At 71.2% G+C, this 17,717-nt stretch carries 12 protein-coding genes; 5 read left to right on the top strand and 7 right to left on the bottom strand.

Going from position 1 to position 17,717, the window contains the following annotated elements; all coding sequences use genetic code 11:
* The 3 genes from I0C86_RS00565 to ssd form a co-directional block, all read right to left on the bottom strand.
* The coding region (locus I0C86_RS00565) for a type II secretion system F family protein (protein WP_196199159.1) at window positions 1-860 on the bottom strand (860 nt) is incomplete at its 3' end.
* A complete protein-coding gene (locus tag I0C86_RS00560; protein WP_196199158.1) occupies window positions 857-2,104 on the bottom strand; it encodes a TadA family conjugal transfer-associated ATPase in 1,248 nt (415 codons plus the stop codon). The genes I0C86_RS00560 and I0C86_RS00565, both read right to left, overlap by 4 nt.
* Window positions 2,101-3,165, bottom strand: coding sequence for a septum site-determining protein Ssd (gene ssd / locus I0C86_RS00555; protein ID WP_196199161.1), 1,065 nt, complete (start codon window positions 3,163-3,165; stop codon window positions 2,101-2,103). Before ssd ends, I0C86_RS00560 begins: the two co-directional genes overlap by 4 nt.
* 410 nt (window positions 3,166-3,575) lie before the next feature.
* Between ssd and I0C86_RS00550 the strand changes: the two genes are divergently transcribed.
* Window positions 3,576-4,631: an alpha/beta hydrolase gene (locus I0C86_RS00550; RefSeq protein WP_196199157.1), complete on the top strand. Its 1,056-nt coding sequence runs from the start codon at window positions 3,576-3,578 to the stop codon at window positions 4,629-4,631.
* Window positions 4,632-5,288: 657 nt separating this feature from the next.
* Complete coding sequence (locus I0C86_RS00545) at window positions 5,289-6,089, top strand: HAD family hydrolase (protein WP_196199156.1); 801 nt, start codon at window positions 5,289-5,291, stop codon at window positions 6,087-6,089.
* Between the two features lie 89 nt (window positions 6,090-6,178).
* Here the strand turns inward: I0C86_RS00545 and I0C86_RS00540 are convergent, their stop codons facing one another.
* A complete protein-coding gene (locus tag I0C86_RS00540; RefSeq protein WP_196199155.1) occupies window positions 6,179-6,976 on the bottom strand; it encodes a Fic family protein in 798 nt (265 codons plus the stop codon).
* Window positions 6,977-7,184: 208 nt separating this feature from the next.
* On the opposite strand from I0C86_RS00540, the gene acs reads away from it, so the two are divergent.
* Together acs and I0C86_RS00530 are read left to right on the top strand one after the other, a co-directional pair.
* Window positions 7,185-9,149 (top strand): acetate--CoA ligase, encoded by a 1,965-nt coding sequence (gene acs, locus I0C86_RS00535; RefSeq protein WP_196199154.1) that lies wholly within the window; start codon window positions 7,185-7,187, stop codon window positions 9,147-9,149.
* Between the two features lie 496 nt (window positions 9,150-9,645).
* Window positions 9,646-11,973 carry an immune inhibitor A domain-containing protein gene (locus I0C86_RS00530; protein WP_196199153.1) on the top strand — a complete coding sequence of 776 codons (2,328 nt, stop codon included), beginning with the start codon at window positions 9,646-9,648 and terminating at the stop codon, window positions 11,971-11,973.
* 64 nt (window positions 11,974-12,037) lie between these two features.
* Here I0C86_RS00530 and I0C86_RS00525 read toward each other — a convergent pair whose 3' ends face one another.
* Window positions 12,038-13,207: a C45 family autoproteolytic acyltransferase/hydolase gene (locus tag I0C86_RS00525; RefSeq protein WP_196199152.1), complete on the bottom strand. Its 1,170-nt coding sequence runs from the start codon at window positions 13,205-13,207 to the stop codon at window positions 12,038-12,040.
* Window positions 13,208-13,373: 166 nt separating this feature from the next.
* Between I0C86_RS00525 and I0C86_RS00520 the strand changes: the two genes are divergently transcribed.
* A complete protein-coding gene (locus I0C86_RS00520) occupies window positions 13,374-14,309 on the top strand; it encodes an alpha/beta fold hydrolase (RefSeq protein WP_196199151.1) in 936 nt (311 codons plus the stop codon).
* Window positions 14,310-14,322: 13 nt separating this feature from the next.
* Here I0C86_RS00520 and I0C86_RS00515 read toward each other — a convergent pair whose 3' ends face one another.
* Both I0C86_RS00515 and I0C86_RS00510 read right to left on the bottom strand, forming a co-directional pair.
* Window positions 14,323-14,688 carry a hypothetical protein gene (locus I0C86_RS00515; protein ID WP_196199160.1) on the bottom strand — a complete coding sequence of 122 codons (366 nt, stop codon included), beginning with the start codon at window positions 14,686-14,688 and terminating at the stop codon, window positions 14,323-14,325.
* Window positions 14,685-17,429 carry an SseB family protein gene (locus I0C86_RS00510; protein ID WP_196199150.1) on the bottom strand — a complete coding sequence of 915 codons (2,745 nt, stop codon included), beginning with the start codon at window positions 17,427-17,429 and terminating at the stop codon, window positions 14,685-14,687. The genes I0C86_RS00515 and I0C86_RS00510 overlap by 4 nt, the downstream gene beginning before the upstream one ends.
* Between the last annotated feature and the right edge of the window lie 288 nt (window positions 17,430-17,717).

Below are 17,717 nucleotides of genomic sequence, written 5' to 3'. Positions count from 1 at the left end.
CCGCCGGCGCTGAGCCCACCCGCCTCCGGGGCACCGGCGCTGAGGCGATTCGCCCCGGAGCCACCGGCGCTGAGGCGATTCGACCAGGCCAGGCCCGCGAGTTGGAGGGCAATGGCGCCGAGCGCACAGGCGGCGCCGAGCGGCGTGTACAGCAGGATCCGCAACGGGTCGACTCCGATGCCGTAACCAAGGGCGATCCCACCCAACGGCAGCCCGGCGAGCAGCCAGGCCGTGGCCCGCGCCCCGGCCTCCGCTGCCTCGGCCGCAGCCAGCCCGCGATCCATTGCCCGCGCGTCGGCCTCGATCCGCTGGATGAGATCGGCGAGCGGCGCACCGGTCTGCTCGGCGAGCCGTACCGCCGCCCGGGCGAGTTCGACCACCCGGCCCGGCGCTTCGTCGGGGAGCATCGCCGCCGACGGGGGCAGCCCGGCCCGCAGGTCGGCGGCGAGCGCGCACAGCTCGTCGAGTTGACGACGGTGTACCCGATCGGCGACGGCGCGGGCCCGTCGTCGCACCAATCCACGCGCCGCCAGCCCGGCGTAGGTCGCTGCCGCGATCGCGCCGACCGGCCCACCGGAGAGCGCTCCGGCGACTCCGACCAGGACGGCGACGAGGAGGACGGTTCGCCACGGCGGGATCGAGTCGACCAGATGGCCCGCTGTGTTCCACCATCGGGTCTCGGCGGATTCCCCGCGATCGGCCGGCCCGTCCGTCACGCCGGACCCGGTCGACCGTCCCAGGTCGAGGCCAGGCTGCCGGGACATGATTTTCCGCTGTCTATTCCTGGCCCGCCGGCTCGGCCAGGCCAGCAGGCCCGCCGCGCCGACCAGGCAGGCCGCAGCCAGCCACCACACGGTCACGACGTACCCCGGGCGATCTCCTGCCGCCCGGAGCCGGTCGCCGCACCGCTGCCGGACGCGGCGCCGAGCAGGGGCGGTACCGGCACCGCCCGGTCGGCGATCAACGTGGCCAGCGCCGATGCGGCCGGTCCCACCCCCCGACCTCGACTCCACGCCGGTACGACGGTGACCAGCCGCTCCGGACCCGCCGGCAGCAATAGGCAGACCGCCTCCAGCACCCGACCAGCGTCGGTACGACGTACCTGGAGCAGTACCTGCAACGCGGCGGCCACCTGGGCGTGCAGGGCCGGCCGGGGCAACCCGCCGAGCGAGCCCAGCGCCTCCAGCCGGGCAGGTACGTCCGTTGGGGTGTTCGCGTGCAGAGTGCCCGCCCCGCCCTCGTGCCCGGTGTTCAACGCACACAGCAGGTCGACGACCTCGGCTCCCCGGCACTCGCCCACGACCAGCCGATCGGGCCGCATCCGCAGCGCCTGCCGGACCAGGTCGCTCAGCCCGACCGCGCCCGCGCCCTCCACGTTGGAGGTCCGGGCCTGGAGGCCGACGACGTGCGGGTGGAGCGGTCGCAGCTCGGCGGCGTCCTCGACCAGCACGATCCGCTCGGTCGGCGGCACCAGGCCGAGCAGGGTGTTCAACAGGGTGGTCTTCCCCGATCCGGTTCCGCCGACCACCAGGTACGCCAGCCGGGCGGCGACCACCGCGGCGAGCAGCACGGCGGCGGGCCGGGACACCGTGCGGTGGCGTACCAGGTCGTCGAGGGTGAACGGGTGCTGCCGGAAGGTGCGCAGCGACAGGTAGGGCCCGGTGGTCGCCACCGGGGGCAGGACGGCGTGCAGCCGGGTTCCGTCCGGCAACCGCGCGTCGACGTAGGGGCTGCCCTCGTCCAGCCGTCGGCCACAGGCGGCGGCGAGCCGTTGAGCGAGTCGGCGTACGTCGTCGGGGGTGCCCAGCGGGACCGGGACCGGGGACAGCCCGGAGCCCCGGTCGATCCAGACCTCCGCACCGTTGACCAGTACGTCGGTGACCTCGCTGTCCGCCAGCAGCGGTGCCAGCGGCCCGGCGCCGACCAGGTCGTGGTGCACCCGGCTCGCCATCCGGAGCACCGTGGTGTCGCCCAGTACGGCGGCACCGGGCTCGGCCCGCACGGCGGAGACGACAGCGGCCGGTGTGACGGCCGTACCGTCGGCGGCGAACCGGCGCCGGACCCGGGCGGCGAGATCGTGCGGCTGCCCGCCCCGGGCCGTCATTCCGCGCCCGCCCGGATCCCGACCGCTCCGGTGAGGTCGGTGATGATGCGCTGGCACAGGGCGGCCAGCGGACCTCGTCCGGTGGCGGCCGGAGCCTCGCCCCGCTCCAGGTTGCGGCACAGGCCCGGCTCCGGACGCAACGTGCCGACCAGCGGCAGATCGAGTGCCCGTGCGACCTCGCGGGCCTTGAGCCGACCGGGTGCCGGACCTCGCACGATGACCGAGAGGTTGGCGCAGTGCAGTCCGGCGACCGCGGCCACCCGGGCCGCCGCGGCGGTGGCCCGCAGCTCGGCGGGCACCAGGACGAAAGCCTGGTCGGCCGCCTGCAACGCGATGACGGCCGCGTCGTCGAGTTGACGGGGCAGGTCCACGATGACGATGTCCCGGCCGCGCCGGCCGGCGTCCATGGTGGCCGCCATCGCCTCGGCGGGCAGGGCGAGCAGGTCACCCCGGTCCCAGGAGAGGGCCACCAGGTCACCACGGCTGGGCAGCGCCCGGACCAGGGCCGGTGCGTCGACCCGTCCGTCCGCCTCGGTCAGCGCGGGCCAGCGCAGACCCTCCAACTGTTCCCAGCCGAGGACCAGGTCCAGGCCTCCGCCGAGCGGATCGGCGTCGACCAGCAGGGTACGCAGGCCACTGCGGGCGGCGGTGACCGCGAGGCCGCCGGCCAGCACGCTCGCTCCGGCGCCGCCCCGACCGCCGATCACCCCGACGATCCGGGCCGGACCGCCGATCATGCCCTTGCCGACCGTTCCCTCGGCGAACCGGTCGACCAGCCATGGCTCGGCCGCCGGCAGCACGGCCACGTGCTCGGCGCCGATCAACTCGGCCACCTCCCAGCCGCCGTCTCCCTGCCCCGACCGCCCGACCAGGACTATCCGGGGCCGGCGGGGCATCCTCGACCGCAGACAGGCCTGGGCCTGATCGGTCCCGACCAGTACCTGCGGCGCGGCGGCCCAGCGGGACCGGGCGGCGGCCGGGTCCTGGGCCACCTCCACCTCGGTGCCGCCGGCGGCGGCGAGCCGGAGCAGTTCGTCGAGCAGTTCGTTGTCCGAGGTCACGATCAGGGGCAGGCGCGGTCCGGGACGGACCGGGGTACGCGGTGGCATCACGTCCTCCAGCGGGGAATCCGGCTCCAGCGGGTGGTCCGGTTACCGGCACACCCTGGCGCCCGTTTCCGCCCTCACCAACGCCCCGACCGCCGAGCTGTGGATAACCGAGCCGGCTGTGGATAACTCGCTACGCCCGAGTGGATCTGCTAAGCGAACCCACGCATAGCAGTACCAATCCGGCGCCGTGAACGGCGGCTTCCGCGTACGCCGGACGGGTTTTCGCTGGGCGCGGAGGCGGGCGCGGCGCGTGGAGGCCGGTCCTGCGCGGACGTCGGCCGGCCCGTCATATCCCGGGGCGTCACGGGTACGCGACCACCGGAACCGGCCGTTATCGCCGGAAGTCAAGGGGAGGAGCCGCCATGGCGCAGTCCGTGAGCAGCGTGGTGCTGGAGCCGGCCGCGCAGGAAGTGGCCCGGATGACCGCAAATCCGCCGTTCATGTTCCAACTGAGCCCGGACCAGGGTCGGGCGAGGCTGGCCGAACTGCAGTCCGGCAACACCCCCCGGCCCGAAGCGGACATCGAGGACATCGTGGTGCCCGGTGGCCCGTCCGGCCAGGTTCCGGTCCGGATCGTCCGACCCAGGGGCGAGGGACCACCCCGGCGTAACGGCGCAGGGGGCGGCAGGCTGCTCGACCGGGTCCGGGCCGCCGCCCACGAGGCGATGCGACCGCAGGGCGTCGGCGGGATGCTTCCGGCCGTGCTCTACCTGCACGGCGGCGGCTGGGCGTACGGGGATTCCCACACCCACGACCGACTCATCCGGGAACTCGCCGTGCAGTCCCACTCGGCGATCGTCTTTCCCGAGTACAGCCGATCCCCGGAGGCGCGGTATCCGACAGCGATCGAGGAGTGCTACGCGGTGGCACAGTGGATCGCCACCCAGGGTGGCGACTACGGCCTGGACCCCTCCCGGATGGCCGTCGCCGGCGACTCCGCGGGTGGGAACATGGCCACGGTGCTGGCGATGCTGGCCAACCAGCGCAACGGCCCCCGGTTCGCCGAACAGGTTCTGCTCTATCCGGCCACCGACGCCACCTTCGAGACCGGGTCGTACCGGGAGTTCGCCGACGGCTACAACCTCAGTCGGGAGCAGATGATGTGGTTCTGGGACCAGTACCTGCCCGACCGGGCCGAGCGGTCGAACCCGATGGCCTCGCCGTTGAACGCCGGCATCGACCAGCTGAAGCACCTGCCGCCCGCTCTGATCATGACGAACGAGGCGGACGTGCTGCGCGACGAGGGTGAGGCGTACGCGTCGAAGCTTCGCCGGGCGGGCGTTCCGGTCGCCCTGGTCCGGTACCAGGGCATCATCCACGACATGGCGATGCTCGACTCGCTGGCCGGTACGCGGTCGGCGCAGGCCGCCACCGCCCAGGCCGCCCTGACCCTGAACCGCGCCCTGCACCACCCCTGATCCCCGGGGCGTGCGGTCTGCTGGTGCGCGGGGCCGCCGACGACCGGTATGCCGGATGAGTACCTGCGTGCGGCTGATTTGAGTAACGGCAGAGGAAACAACCCTGACGCCGCAACGGTTCCGGGCCGTCCGATCCGGCGCTCCACGCCGCCGATCGGTCGCTTCACACCACCGATCCGGACCGCCGGGCCACCGTCCACCCGGTTCCACGGCTTCCCCGGCCGTCCCTGGAACCGGCGGCCCGATCCGCGACCCCTCACCTCCACGGCGGCGGGGCGACCGGTTCCGACACGGTTTGACCAGGGCCGAAGCGACAGACGACAAAAGCGACGACCCCCGTCGGGGGGAGACGGGGGTCGTCTGGAGTTCGGCTCCGGGGGGGTCGAGCCGAACTCGCTCAGCGGTCACGGGGGGTGCGACCGCCGAGGTCTACCGAGCACAGAGGATATGAAAGTGTGTCGTAAATACAAGCATGCCTGAGTCGACCCGTATACGTCGAGTGGCGTTAACTTCCACTCCCTGCGAAACTCTGCCTTCGCAGTGTGATAGTGATCACCAGTCGGGCTGATCAACCGCTCAGTCGGAACCGGCCGGCAGGTGCCAAAGGTGACCCCGCGCACCCGGTGACCATAGACCATCCGGCTAGACTTTCGCGCCGTGGGCCGAAGCGCCGCTTTTTTCGATCTGGACAAGACCGTCATCGCCAAGTCGAGCGCGTTGGCGTTCGGTCGGCCGTTCTACCGGGACGGGTTGATCACGCGTCGAGACGTGGTCAAATCCGCGTACGCCCAGCTCATGTTCCGGCTGGGCGGCACCGACGAGCAGACGATGGCGCGTACCAGGGACTACCTGGCCGCACTCTGCAAGGGCTGGCCGGTGGACCAGGTCCGCCAGATCGTCGCCGAGACACTGCACGAGCTGATCAACCCCTACGTGTACGCCGAAGCCGCAGCGCTGATCGAGGAGCACCAGGCCGCCGGCCGGGACGTCGTACTGGTCTCCGCCTCCGGTGAGGAGATGGTCCGGCCGATCGGCGAACTGCTCGGCGTCGCCGACGTGATCGCGACCCGGATGTCGGTGGTGGACGGGCGTTACAGCGGCGAGGTGGAGTTCTACGCCGCCGGGCCGAGCAAGGTCGACGCGGTCGGCGAGCTGGCCCGGGAACGCGGCTACGACCTCGCCCAGTCGTACGCGTACTCCGACTCGGTCAGCGATCGCCCGCTGTTGGAGTGCGTCGGGCATCCGAGCGCCGTGAACCCGGACCGGGCACTGCGCAAGTTGGCCACCGAGAACGGTTGGCCGGTGCTGGAGTTCCGGCACCCCGTACCGCTGGGTCGGCGGCTCCGGGAACGTCCTGCGGTGCCGGTCGCGGCGGCGGCCATCGGAGTCGGCGTGGGCGTCGCCATCGGCATCGCCTGGTACGGCCGGCACCGCCGGGCCCGCGCCAGCACCGCCTGACGGCAGCCTTGCCCAGGCAGGCATTGGGTTAGGAAGGGGCCCTTCTTATGCAAAAAGCGATAAGAAGGGGCCCTTCCTTGCACTGCAACTCAGGTGAGGACCTCGTCGCCGATGGTGGCCAGGTGCTCGGCGCCGATCTCCACGGCGGTGGCGTAGTGACGCAGCCAGGAGCGGACCCCGTCGGCGGTGCCGGTGGCGAAGGCGCCGGCCGCGCCGACGTACTCCGGCTCGCGGTCCAGGTGCCCCAGGTCCACCGCGATCAGTCCGCGCGGGTCCAGACCGGTGGCGAGCAGGGTGAGCCGGGCGGCGGCCCGGGCGACCACCCCGGACGGCCCGGCGAAGGGCCGTAACGCGAGCAGTTCGCCGTGCACCACCGCGGCGAGGACCAGCGGCGACACCGAGGTTCCGCCGGCGACCAGGCCGGCCAGGCCGTCCAGCCGGGCGCTGAGCGCGCGCAGGGCGATCGACTGCCCGCTGGGCTGCCCGTTGGACGGGACGACGCCGGGATCGGATGCCGGGGTCGGGCGGCCGAGTTCGTCCTCGGGCACCGTGCCCCGGGCGGCCAGCGTGTGCAGCTTGGCCAGCACCTGGCGGGGCGCCCTGGGCCACAGGTCGGCCAGCCCCGGTAGCGCACCGGCGACCCGCAGGGCACCCTGCAGCACCGGGTCGGTGACGGTGCCGGCCCGGACGGCTTCACGCTCGTGGACGTACCCCTCCAGCGCGGAACTCGCCACCGCGGACCGGAGGCTGACCTCGGCCGCGACCTGGCCTCCGTGCCGGCGGAGGGCGCGGTGCCGCAGTGCCTCGTCGACCCGCTCGCGGGCGCGGTCCACGGCGGGCGCGATGTCGGCGAGGCTGAGCAGCGGGGCGAGCGGATCGGTCGGCACTCTGCCACCGTAGTTCCCGGCACCGGAGTTTCCGGCGACGATGCGGCCCGTCCCACACGGGCCGCCTCGGGCGGGGACCGGCGAGCGCCGGAAGCCGGCCATTCGGCGCGTACCGGCGCCGGACCGCTCCAGACCCTCGCACCAGCCACGACACGCCGATTAACCTCCTACCGAACACATGACACGCGACGCCTGAGGAGCCCCCACCATGAGCGAGACTCTGGCAAACCTGTTGCAGGAGACCCGGCAGTTCCCGCCGCCGGCCGAGCTTGCCGCCGCCGCCAACGTCACGGCCGCCGCCTACGACGAGGCCGCCGCGGACCGGCTGGCGTTCTGGGCCCGGCAGGCCGGCCGGCTGGACTGGTCGAAGGAGTGGGACGAGATCCTCGACTGGTCCAACCCACCGTTTGCCAAGTGGTTCGTGGGCGGCCAGCTCAACGTCGCCTACAACTGCCTGGACCGGCACGTCGCCGCCGGAAACGGCGACCGGGTGGCCATCCACTGGGAGGGCGAGCCCGGCGACAACCGCACCATCACGTACGCCGACCTGCTCGCGATGACCAGCCAGGCGGCCAACGCGCTGACCGACCTCGGTGTCGTCGCCGGGGACCGGATCGCGATCTACCTGCCGATGATTCCGGAGGCGGCGGTCGCGATGCTCGCCTGTGCCCGGATCGGTGCCACCCACAGCGTGGTCTTCGGCGGCTTCTCCGCCGACTCGCTGTCCAACCGGATCCAGGACGCGACCGCCAAGGTAGTGATCACCGCCGACGGCGGGTACCGGCGGGGCAAGCCGTCGGCACTCAAGCCGACGGTCGACGAGGCCGTCAGCCGGTGCCCGAGCATCGAGCACGTCCTGGTGGTCCGGCGTACCGGCCAGGACGTCGCCTGGACGGACAAGGACCTGTGGTGGCACGAGACGGTGGAGACCGCGTCGACCGAGCACACCGCCGAGGCGTTCGACGCCGAGCACCCGCTGTTCATCCTCTACACGAGTGGCACGACGGCCAAGCCGAAGGGCATTCTGCACACCTCGGGCGGATACCTGACCCAGGTCGCGTACACGCACCACGCGGTCTTCGACCTGAAGCCGGAGACCGACGTCTACTGGTGCTCGGCGGACATCGGCTGGGTGACCGGGCACTCGTACATCGTCTACGGCCCGCTGGCCAACGGCGCGACCCAGTTGATGTACGAGGGCACGCCGGACACCCCGCACCGGGGCCGGTTCTGGGAGTTGATCCAGAAGCACAAGGTGACGATCCTCTACACCGCGCCCACGCTGATCCGCACGATGATGAAGTGGGGCGCCGACATCCCCGACCAGTACGACCTGTCGTCGCTGCGCCTGCTCGGCAGCGTCGGCGAGCCGATCAACCCCGAGGCGTGGATGTGGTACCGGGAGAACATCGGTCGGGGCGGGTGCCCGGTCGTCGACACCTGGTGGCAGACCGAGACGGGCGCCATCATGATCTCCCCGTTGCCGGGGGTGACCGCGGCCAAGCCGGGCAGTGCGATGCGCCCGCTGCCGGGCATCAGTGCCGACGTGGTCGACGACCAGGCCGGGTCGGTGCCGAACGGTGGCGGCGGCTTCCTGGTCCTGCGTGAGCCGTGGCCGTCGATGCTGCGCACCATCTGGGGCGACGACGAGCGGTTCGTCGACACCTACTGGTCCCGGTTCGAGGGGCTGTACTTCGCCGGCGACGGGGCGAAGAAGGACGACGACGGCGACCTGTGGCTGCTCGGCCGGGTCGACGACGTGATGCTGGTGTCGGGGCACAACATCTCGACGACGGAGGTCGAGTCGGCACTGGTCTCGCATCCGTCGGTCGCCGAGTCGGCCGTGGTCGGCGCGACCGATCCGACCACCGGGCAGGCCATCGTCGCGTTCACCATCCCGCGCGGCAGCGTCGACACCTCGGGCGAGGCCGGTGAGGCCCTGATCGCCGAGCTACGTGAGCACGTCTCGAAGACGCTCGGCCCGATCGCCAAGCCGCGGCAGATCATGCTGGTGGCGGAGCTGCCGAAGACCCGGTCCGGCAAGATCATGCGACGGTTGCTCCGCGACGTGGCCGAGAACCGCTCCCTGGGCGACGTGACCACGTTGCAGGACTCCTCGGTGATGGACCTGATCTCGGCCGGCATGCGTTCGAGCAAGTCCGACGAGGACTGACCGACCCGGCCGACGGCGGCCGGGGACCGACCCCGCCGACGGTGGCCGGGCACCGGCCGTCCGGGTGGTCGGATGCGGGGCCGAGCCGACGGTCTGCGGCATGGGCGAGATGGGCGGGTCCGCTACGGGCCCGCCCATCGTCGTCGTCGGGCGTGGCCGTCCGGACGGGGCCGTCGCGGCGGTTGCTCGTGGAGCGAGTGGTCGTTGAGGTGCGCGTGGAGCGGGGTCCGTTCCGGACACAACGCTGTCCGCGAATTGACGTACCGCCAGGCGGCAAGGTTGCGACCGTGGCCGAATCGTGACATGTAGATGGCAGAAAATAGGTGCGCGTTAGAACGTTTTCGCCCTGATTAGACGGGGATCGGCCGGACAGGATGGCGCATCGCTCCCCCGTGACAGCGTTCGATACATCTGCAAAGGTGGGGATCGCGTCTGATGACAGTGCCCGCCATGAGCCGGCCTGTTCCTGTAACACTTCCACAAAGGAGGAGGACCTTTGAGGAGACGAGTCACGGCCGGCCTGGCAGGTGCCACCGCTGCACTGTTGGCCGCCAGCGCGGTCGCCCTGCCGGCGTACGCCGCGCCGGCGCCGGCTTCCGTCGATCGGGAACCCCAGGGAGCGGCCCACCGGGCCGACAACCTGCCCGATCCATTCGCCGAGCAGGAGCGAGAGGTCCGTAAGCAGGCCATCGCCGACCTGATCTCCGGCAAGGCCAAGCTGCAGACCCGGAACGGGTCAAAGGTCATCCAGGTCAAGGCCGACCGCTTCGTCGAGTACCAGCAGCCGCCGAAGGTCGACCCGATCTTCAGCATCCTGGTGGAGTTCGGCAACCAGAAGGACCCGCGTACCGGCGGCACCGACGGCCCGCTGCACAACCAGATCCCCGCGCGGGACCGGGTCTACGACGGCAGCCCGACGGACGACAACAGCACGATCTGGCGTTCCGACTTCAACCGTCAGTCATACATGGACCTCTTCTACAGCACCAAGAAGGAGTCGATGCGGGACTTCTACCTGAAGCAGTCCGGCGGCCGGTACACGGTCGGCGGTGACGTCAGCGACTGGGTCACGGTTCCGTTCAACGAGGCCCGGTACGGCAGCAACGAGATCGCCGAGCGGGACGGCTACTGGGCCTTCGTCAAGGACACCGCCACGTCCTGGTACCAGTCGCAGGTCGCCGCCGGCAAGAGCAACGCCGAGATCCAGACGTACCTGAAGAAGTTCGACATCTGGGACCGGTCCGACTACGACAACGACGGCGACTTCAACGAGCCGGACGGCTACATCGACCACTTCCAGGCGGTGCACGCCGGTGAGGGCGAAGAGGCCGGCGGCGGTGCCCAGGGTGCCGACGCGATCTGGTCGCACCGCTGGTCCGCGTTCACCAACCTCGAAGGCAGCGCCGGCCCGGACTTCAACAAGCACGGCGGCGTGCAGATCGGCGACAGCGGGATCTGGATCCGTGACTACACCACGGAGCCGGAGAACGGTGGTCTCGGCGTCTTCGCCCACGAGTACGGCCACGACCTCGGCCTGCCCGACCTTTACGACACCCAGGGTGGCGACAACGGCGTCGGGTTCTGGAGCCTCATGGCGTCGGGTTCCTGGCTGAACCACGGCAAGCAGGACATCGGCTCCACCCCGGGCTACATGGACCCGTGGTCGAAGCTGTACCTGGGTTGGCTCAACCACTCGACCGTCGACTACGACAGCGGTACGACGTACGCGACGCTCGGGGCGGCCGGTGACACCGACGGTCTCGCCCAGGCGGTCGTGGTCAACCTGCCGAGCCAGGAGGTCAGCACCGAGCTGAACACTCCGTTCGAGGGGCAGTACGAGTGGTGGAGCGGCAGTGCCGACGACCTCTCCAACACGCTGACCCGGACCCTCGACCTCACCGGGGCCACCACCGCGTCGCTGAACGCGAAGGCCTGGTACAACATCGAGGAGGACTTCGACTACCTCTACGCGGAGGTGTCGACGAACGGTGGCTCCACCTGGAACCCGCTCGATCACCCGCTGATCGACGAGCCCGAGGAGGGGGGCACCCCCGAAAAGGGCATCGACGGCTCCAGCGGGGGCGAGTGGGTCGACCTGAACTACGACCTGGCGGCGTACGTCGGGCAGACCGTTCAGTTCCGCTACCGCTACCAGAGCGACGCCGGAACGAACTTCGAAGGTGCGTTCCTGGACAACATCTCGTTGGTCAAGAACGGCACCGCGGTCTGGACCGATGGCGCCGAGACGGTGGACCCGGGCTGGACGGCGGGTGGCTTCACCCGGTTCACCGGGAAGATCGTCGAGGAGGCGCCGCGGTTCTACATCGCGGAGTACCGGACCTACTACGGGTACGACAAGACCCTGGAGACCGGCCCCTACAACTTCGGCTGGACCAGCACCAAGCCGGACTTCGTGGAGCGGTTCAAGAACCACCAGGGCCTGCTCGTCTGGTACGTGAACTACGCGTACGCCGACAACGACACGATCGACCACCCGGGCTTCGGCCTGAACCTCCCGGTCGACGTCCGTCCGGGTCCGATCACGGTTCCGGGCGTTGGCAACGTCACCAACCGGCGGAGCACCTACGACGCCACGTTCAGCAGGTTCACCAAGCCGGCACAGACGTTCCACCTGAACGGTGTGCCGACGACCGTGCCGAAGCTGAACCCGGTGACGGTGTTCAACGACTCGCAGCCGGACCGCTACTGGACCCCGCAGAACCCGATGAACTCGGTCAAGGTGGCCGGCACCGGCACCAAGATCGAACTTCTGCTGGAGAACCGCCTGATCAGTGACCTGGCAATCATCAAGGTCACCAACTGATCCGGTAGTCGACACGATCGGGGCCGGAAGCGCGCAGCGCTTCCGGCCCCGATACCTTTCCGCGTCAGAACGCCAGGTCGAGCCAGCCGTACCGGTGCATGCAGGGCGGACCAGCCGCGATACCGAACCGCCGGTCGTCCAGATCCAGCAGTACGGAGTAGACCGTCTCGGAGCGCTCCGCCAACGGGGCCCGCTCGTCGACGTGCCGACAGATGCTCTGCGGACGACTGGCATGATCCCGGAACAGCACGACGAGGTCATGGTCGCCCACCTTGCCGATCGCCGCCTTCGAGGCCAGCAGACGCCGGGCTCGGGCCGAACGGAACAGCGACGATCCACCCCAGTCCTTGATGGTGTCGTACACCGGCAGCGCCGTCTCCAGATGGTTGGCGTGGGTGATCAACCCGTCCACCGGATGTGACCAGCCCACGTCGCCGGGCACCATTTCGAGGTCGATCAGCTCACCGCCCGCCTCGGCCGCCTGCCCCAGCAGCAGGTTGATCGAGCTGTTCCGGGTGCCCCGGCAGACCGCCTTCAACGCCTCGGCCAGACTGTCCGCCTCCAGCGCGGCCCGCAGCAGCACGTGGTACGGCACCCCCGGCTCGACGCTGACGTCGGGAAGCCCGTCCCGATCGCAGCCGAGCATGTTCACGCAGACTCCGACACCCGCCGAATTCAGCCCGGTCTTGGCGAGCATTCCCGCCTCGGTCAGGGTCAGCACCGTCAGTCCCCGCTCGTCGCGGGTGGCGAGCAGCAGCATCACGTCCCGCTGGTCGGGGTGCCAGTCCCAGTTCTGTCCGAGCAGCAGATGGCCGTTCCCGGTGTGCGTACCGAGGACACCGACGGCGGTGCATCCTCCGGCGTCGGCATCCGGCTGTGGAGCGCCGGCCGCCTCGCGTACCCGACGGTTGCCGTAGATCAGCTCGGTACGGGCGTTGAGCGCGTAGATCTCGTCGACCCGGACGTCGGCCCCCTCGGCGACTCCGTCGAGCATCTCGGCGATCCGGGGATGGTGCCGCCGGGTGGACTCCCGGAACGCGAGCCCTGCGGCACGGACCGCGGCGGCGTCCAGCCCGGCCTCGTCCCGGAACCGGCTCAGGTAGAACTCCAGGTTCGCCACGACGAGGTCCCGGGCCGCCGCACCGTAGCCCCTGCCGCACTCCGCCGGCGTCCCCTGGACCCGGACCAGAGGCACCGGCAGATCGGAATGGTTGATCCGGCGTGCGGTACTCATGCCAGCACGGTAGCCGGGCCGCGCCCCGGCGTCACCGGCGGACCTGATCCCCTAGTCAGGAGCCCCCGGGCTGGCCCCACCCGAACCCGGTGATATCCCCGACGATCCCCCGATCCACAGGTCACGGCGGGGGCCCCGCACCGGAGATGGCCCTAGGCTGTGCCACATGAGCGAGGCCGGGAGGAAGTCCGTCGTCGACGAGTCGTGCGTACTGGTGGACGGGCCGTGGACGCACCGGTTCGTCGGGGCCAACGGCAGCAGGTTCCACGTCGTCGAGGCGGGCAGCGGACCGCTGGTGCTGTTCCTGCACGGCTTTCCCGAGTTCTGGTGGGCCTGGCACGACATGCTGCCGGCCGTGGCCGACGCCGGCTACCGGGCCGTCGCGGTCGACCTACGCGGCTACGGCGCGAGCGACAAGCCGCCCCGGGGGTACGACGGCTACACCCTCGCCGCGGACGTGGCCGGGCTGATCCGGGCGCTCGGTGAGCGTTCGGCGGTGCTGGTCGGCGCGGGAGCCGGCGGCATGATCGGCTGGACCGCCGCGGCCTTCCATCCGAGTCTGGTTCGCCGGCTCGTGGTCCTCGCGGCCCCGCATCCACTGCGCCTGCGTGCCGGGATCTTCGCCGACCCGCGCGGCCAGTTCGCGGCGGCGACCCCGACGCTGAAGTTCCAGATCCCCCGGTACGAGCACGTGCTCACCCGGGACGACGCGGCACTGGTCGGCTACTTCCTGCAGCGCTGGGGCGGGCCCACCTGGGTCGAGAGCGCCGGTTTCGACGAGTACGCGGACCGTTGCCGGCAGGCCATGCGGATCCCCCAGGCGGCGTTCTGCGCGATGGAGGGCTACCGGTGGGCGTTCCGCTCGGTGCTCCGCCTGCACGGCTACCGCTTCGTCAAACTTCTCCAGGAGCCGCTGGTCACCCCGACGCTGCAACTGCACGGCGAACTGGATCAGGCCGCGCTGCCGCGTACCGCCCAGGGCTCCAGCCGCTACGTCCGGGCGCCGTACGAATGGCGCCTCCTCGACGGAGTCGGCCACTTCCCGCACGTCGAAGCGACCGATCTGGTACTCGGCGAGGTGCTCCGGTGGGCGAAGTCCTGAACCGCCGGGCCGGTCAGGCCCGGTTCTCGCGCAGGTCGGTGACCTCCGCCACCGGGGCCCAGCCCTGGTAGACCCCGAAGTCGAACGCCTCCAGCCCCATCGCCTCGGCGACCGGCCAACGGCCCCCCGTGTACTCGACCCGGAGCCAGTTCTCGTGCTGGGCGAGCACGATGAACGGCTGGCCCTGCCACGAGCACCTGGTCCGGACGTAGACCAGTTCGGCGACCTCGGCCGCCGCCACCACCCGGCAGAACCGGCCGGGCCGGACCTCCTCGAAGCCCTCACCCGGCTCCGGCAGGTAGAGCCGTACGTCGTCGCCGGCCGGACTGGCTTCGTACTCCTGCCCACGCCACTGGGCAACGTAGCCGTCGCGCATCAGGCCTCCTCGGCCCGACGCCAGACGGGTACGTCGCAGTCCAGGGCCGCGATCAGCCGCTCCGTGCCGTCGACACCGATCCGCCAGAGCTGGGCGTCGTGCGGCAGCCGAACGCTGTCCACCTTGAACTCCGCCACCACGTCGCTGCTCTCTCCCGGCGCGAAACCGTTCCCCCGGAAGGGCGGTCGTTCGATCACCCAGCCCTCCATCGCCCGCATGGCGGCCTCGCTCTGCCCCCCGTACGGAATCCGGTAGAGGCTGGGCCGGTAGGCGGGCCAGCGGAGCACGTAGATCTCGTCCGCGTCCCGGACGAACGGGGAGCCGGGATAGCCGAGCCCGAGCGCGCCGTAGAACTTGGCCGGCGTACGCAGATGGGCGACCTCGGACGCGCGGTGCACGAAGCCCGACACCCGGTCGTAGCCCCGGTCGAGGTAGTAGGAGAGCTGGCTCGGGGCGATCGTCTTCTGCATCATCGTCGGCCGTCCCGGATCCTCCCGGGCGGGCGCGTACGTCGACCGTGGCGCCTCCTCCTCGGTCGTCGCCGGCTGCGCCTGCTCAGCGGTATCGGTGTCGTCGCCGAGACCCACCTCGGCGGCCCAGTTCGCCAGTGCGACGATCTGCCCACCCGGCAGCTTGGCGCCCACCGGCGTACCCGGGTTCACCGCGAACGACCACGCGTCGTCGGGCCACCGCCGGATCAACTGGGCGAATTTCATCGCGACCGTCTCGATCGGCGCCGGGAGGTGGTCCCCGAGCCGCTCCGGCGAGGTGAAGACCACGACGTACGTCTCCCCGTCCAGCGCCTCCGTACGCCACTGGAAGCCGTCGTCGCCGGGGCGGGCGCCCGGTGCCGAACGGGCGTCGACCGGCAGCAGCACCTTGGCGAGCAGGAGGGTGGAGAGGAACGTGTCGGTGCTGCCTTCGCCGGCCGCGTCGAGCAGGCTCCGCTCCACGTCGTTGGCCGGTACGAAGTCGACCGGAAGCCGACCGGCGGGAACCGGTTCGGCGGGAACCGGATCGACGGGAACCGGTTCGGCGGCGGCCGCCGGCTCGGCGGGGACCGGGGCGCTGGTAACCCGCTCGGTGAGGCGATCAGGCTCCGTAGCGGCCGGAGCATCGAACGCGGCCGGAGCATAAGAGGCGGCCGGAGCATCGAACGCGGCCGGAGCATAAGAGGCGGCCGGAGCATCGAACGCGGCCGGAGCATCGAACGCGGCCGGCTCGGCGGAGCCCGAACTGGTGAAGATCGGCTCGGTGCGGGCCGATTCGCTCTCGACCGGCCCCGGAACGATCGGCTCGGTGCGGACCGACTCGGTGTCCACCGGACCCGGAACGATCGGCTCGGTGCGGACGGACTCGGTGGGCGCCGATTCGGCGGGCGCCGGACCGGCTGGCATTCGGCCGGCGGGAGGCGCGTCGTAGGCGGTCGTCGAGGGCTCTGACGAGCCGCCGGGCCACGCTTCGCCGACCGGCTGCCGGGAGACGGGAGTGAACAGGGACGCCTCGGACCGCTGCGCCGTCGGCGTCCAGGGCTCCGGTGCCCGGATCTCGGCCGGTGGGGCCTGTGGCGTCCGCCCTACCGGCGCTGGCTCGTCGGTCGTCCGGGGTCCGGGCGGTCCGGTGATCGGCACCGTCGCCTGGAGGTCCGTCGCCTGACCGCCCGGCCCGTTCCAGGCCGGCGGCGGGCTCGCCGACACCGCGCCGGACAGGGTCCTGGAATCGCCGGAACGTGTCGACGACTCCACCGGATCCGTCGTACTGCCGTTCGCGGCCTTCGACCCGCCGAACCGTCCCGGACCGGCGGGAGTCATCCAGCCGGCCGAGGTGTCCTCCGAGATCTGGCTGCCGAAGTCGTTACTCCGGTCGCCACGATCCGGCGTCGGTGCGATCACCGGCACGGTGGCGGGAGGGCCGCTCGACGGCTCCGGCTCCACCAGTGAGGAGAACCGCGACGGTTCCGGCTCCACCAGTGGCGAGAACCGCGTCGGCTCCACGGCTGGGGAGAATCCCGTCGGCTCCGCGTGCGCGGAGAACCGCGTCGGGTCGACGCCCGGCGAGTACGACGTGGGTTCGACGACCGGCGAGTACGACGTGGGTTCGACGATCGGCGAGTACGACGTGGGTTCGACGACCGGCGAGTACGACGCCGCGTCGACAGGCGACGGGAACGACGCCGGCTCGGCTCTCGGGAACGGGGCGGCAGGTGTTCTCGTCGGCTCCGGTCGCGGTGACTCCTCCGGCTCCGGCCGGTACGGCGCTTCGGGCGCCGGGCGCCGGGGCACGGATGCCGTCGCCCGCGCCCGGGCCGCCCGCTCGACCTGCTCCAGCCGGGCTCGGGCGCCCATACTGCGGCCGGGCAGCCGCACATCGCCACGGGAGAGCTGGGAGACGAACCAGGCGGGTAGGTAGCCCTCGATCGGCAGCCCGGGATTGACCGCGAGCCACCACTCCGGGTTGGGCCAGCCGGTGGCCAGTTCGGCGTACGGCGCCCGTCGGGTGGACCCCGCGTTCTCGGCGAGGCAGGCGTGCAGGGCGGAGGTGGACGTGAATGCCAGCACGTGGGTCCGGCCGCCGGTGGTCCAGGTGCCCCAGCCCATCGGGGCGCGGCCGGCGAGCGCCTCGGCGGAGACCGGCAGCAGAAGTTCGCTGCGCGCCAGAATACGAAAATAGAGTTCCTGGTCACCCGCCCGCAGTGCGTCCCGCATCGCGGCCTCGGTCTCGGTGGCCGGCTCCCATTCGGTCACGGCCACCTCCCTTTCGCCGAACAGGCCACAAGCGTCGCGTACAACCTACAAGGTAGGTGCAAGATCACAATGGTTGGCTGGCGGTGGATGCCATGTCCGGCGATCCACCGATAGCATCCGGTGGGCGGATCCGAACCGAATGCGAACCGACCCAATGGCGGACCGACCCGATTCGGAGGCGAGCGATGCCTGGCCGGAGAATACGACTCACGCTGGTTGGCGTCGTCATCGCGGTGGCGGTGCCGCCGATCGCGGCCCGCCGCACTGATCCGGCAGTACTGGCCGGAC

It is taken from the genome of Plantactinospora alkalitolerans, from assembly GCF_015690345.1.
In the GTDB taxonomy this organism is placed as follows: domain Bacteria; phylum Actinomycetota; class Actinomycetes; order Mycobacteriales; family Micromonosporaceae; genus Plantactinospora; species Plantactinospora alkalitolerans.
Note: the sequence above shows the minus strand (reverse complement) of the source record. Positions and strands in the feature narration are given on the sequence as shown.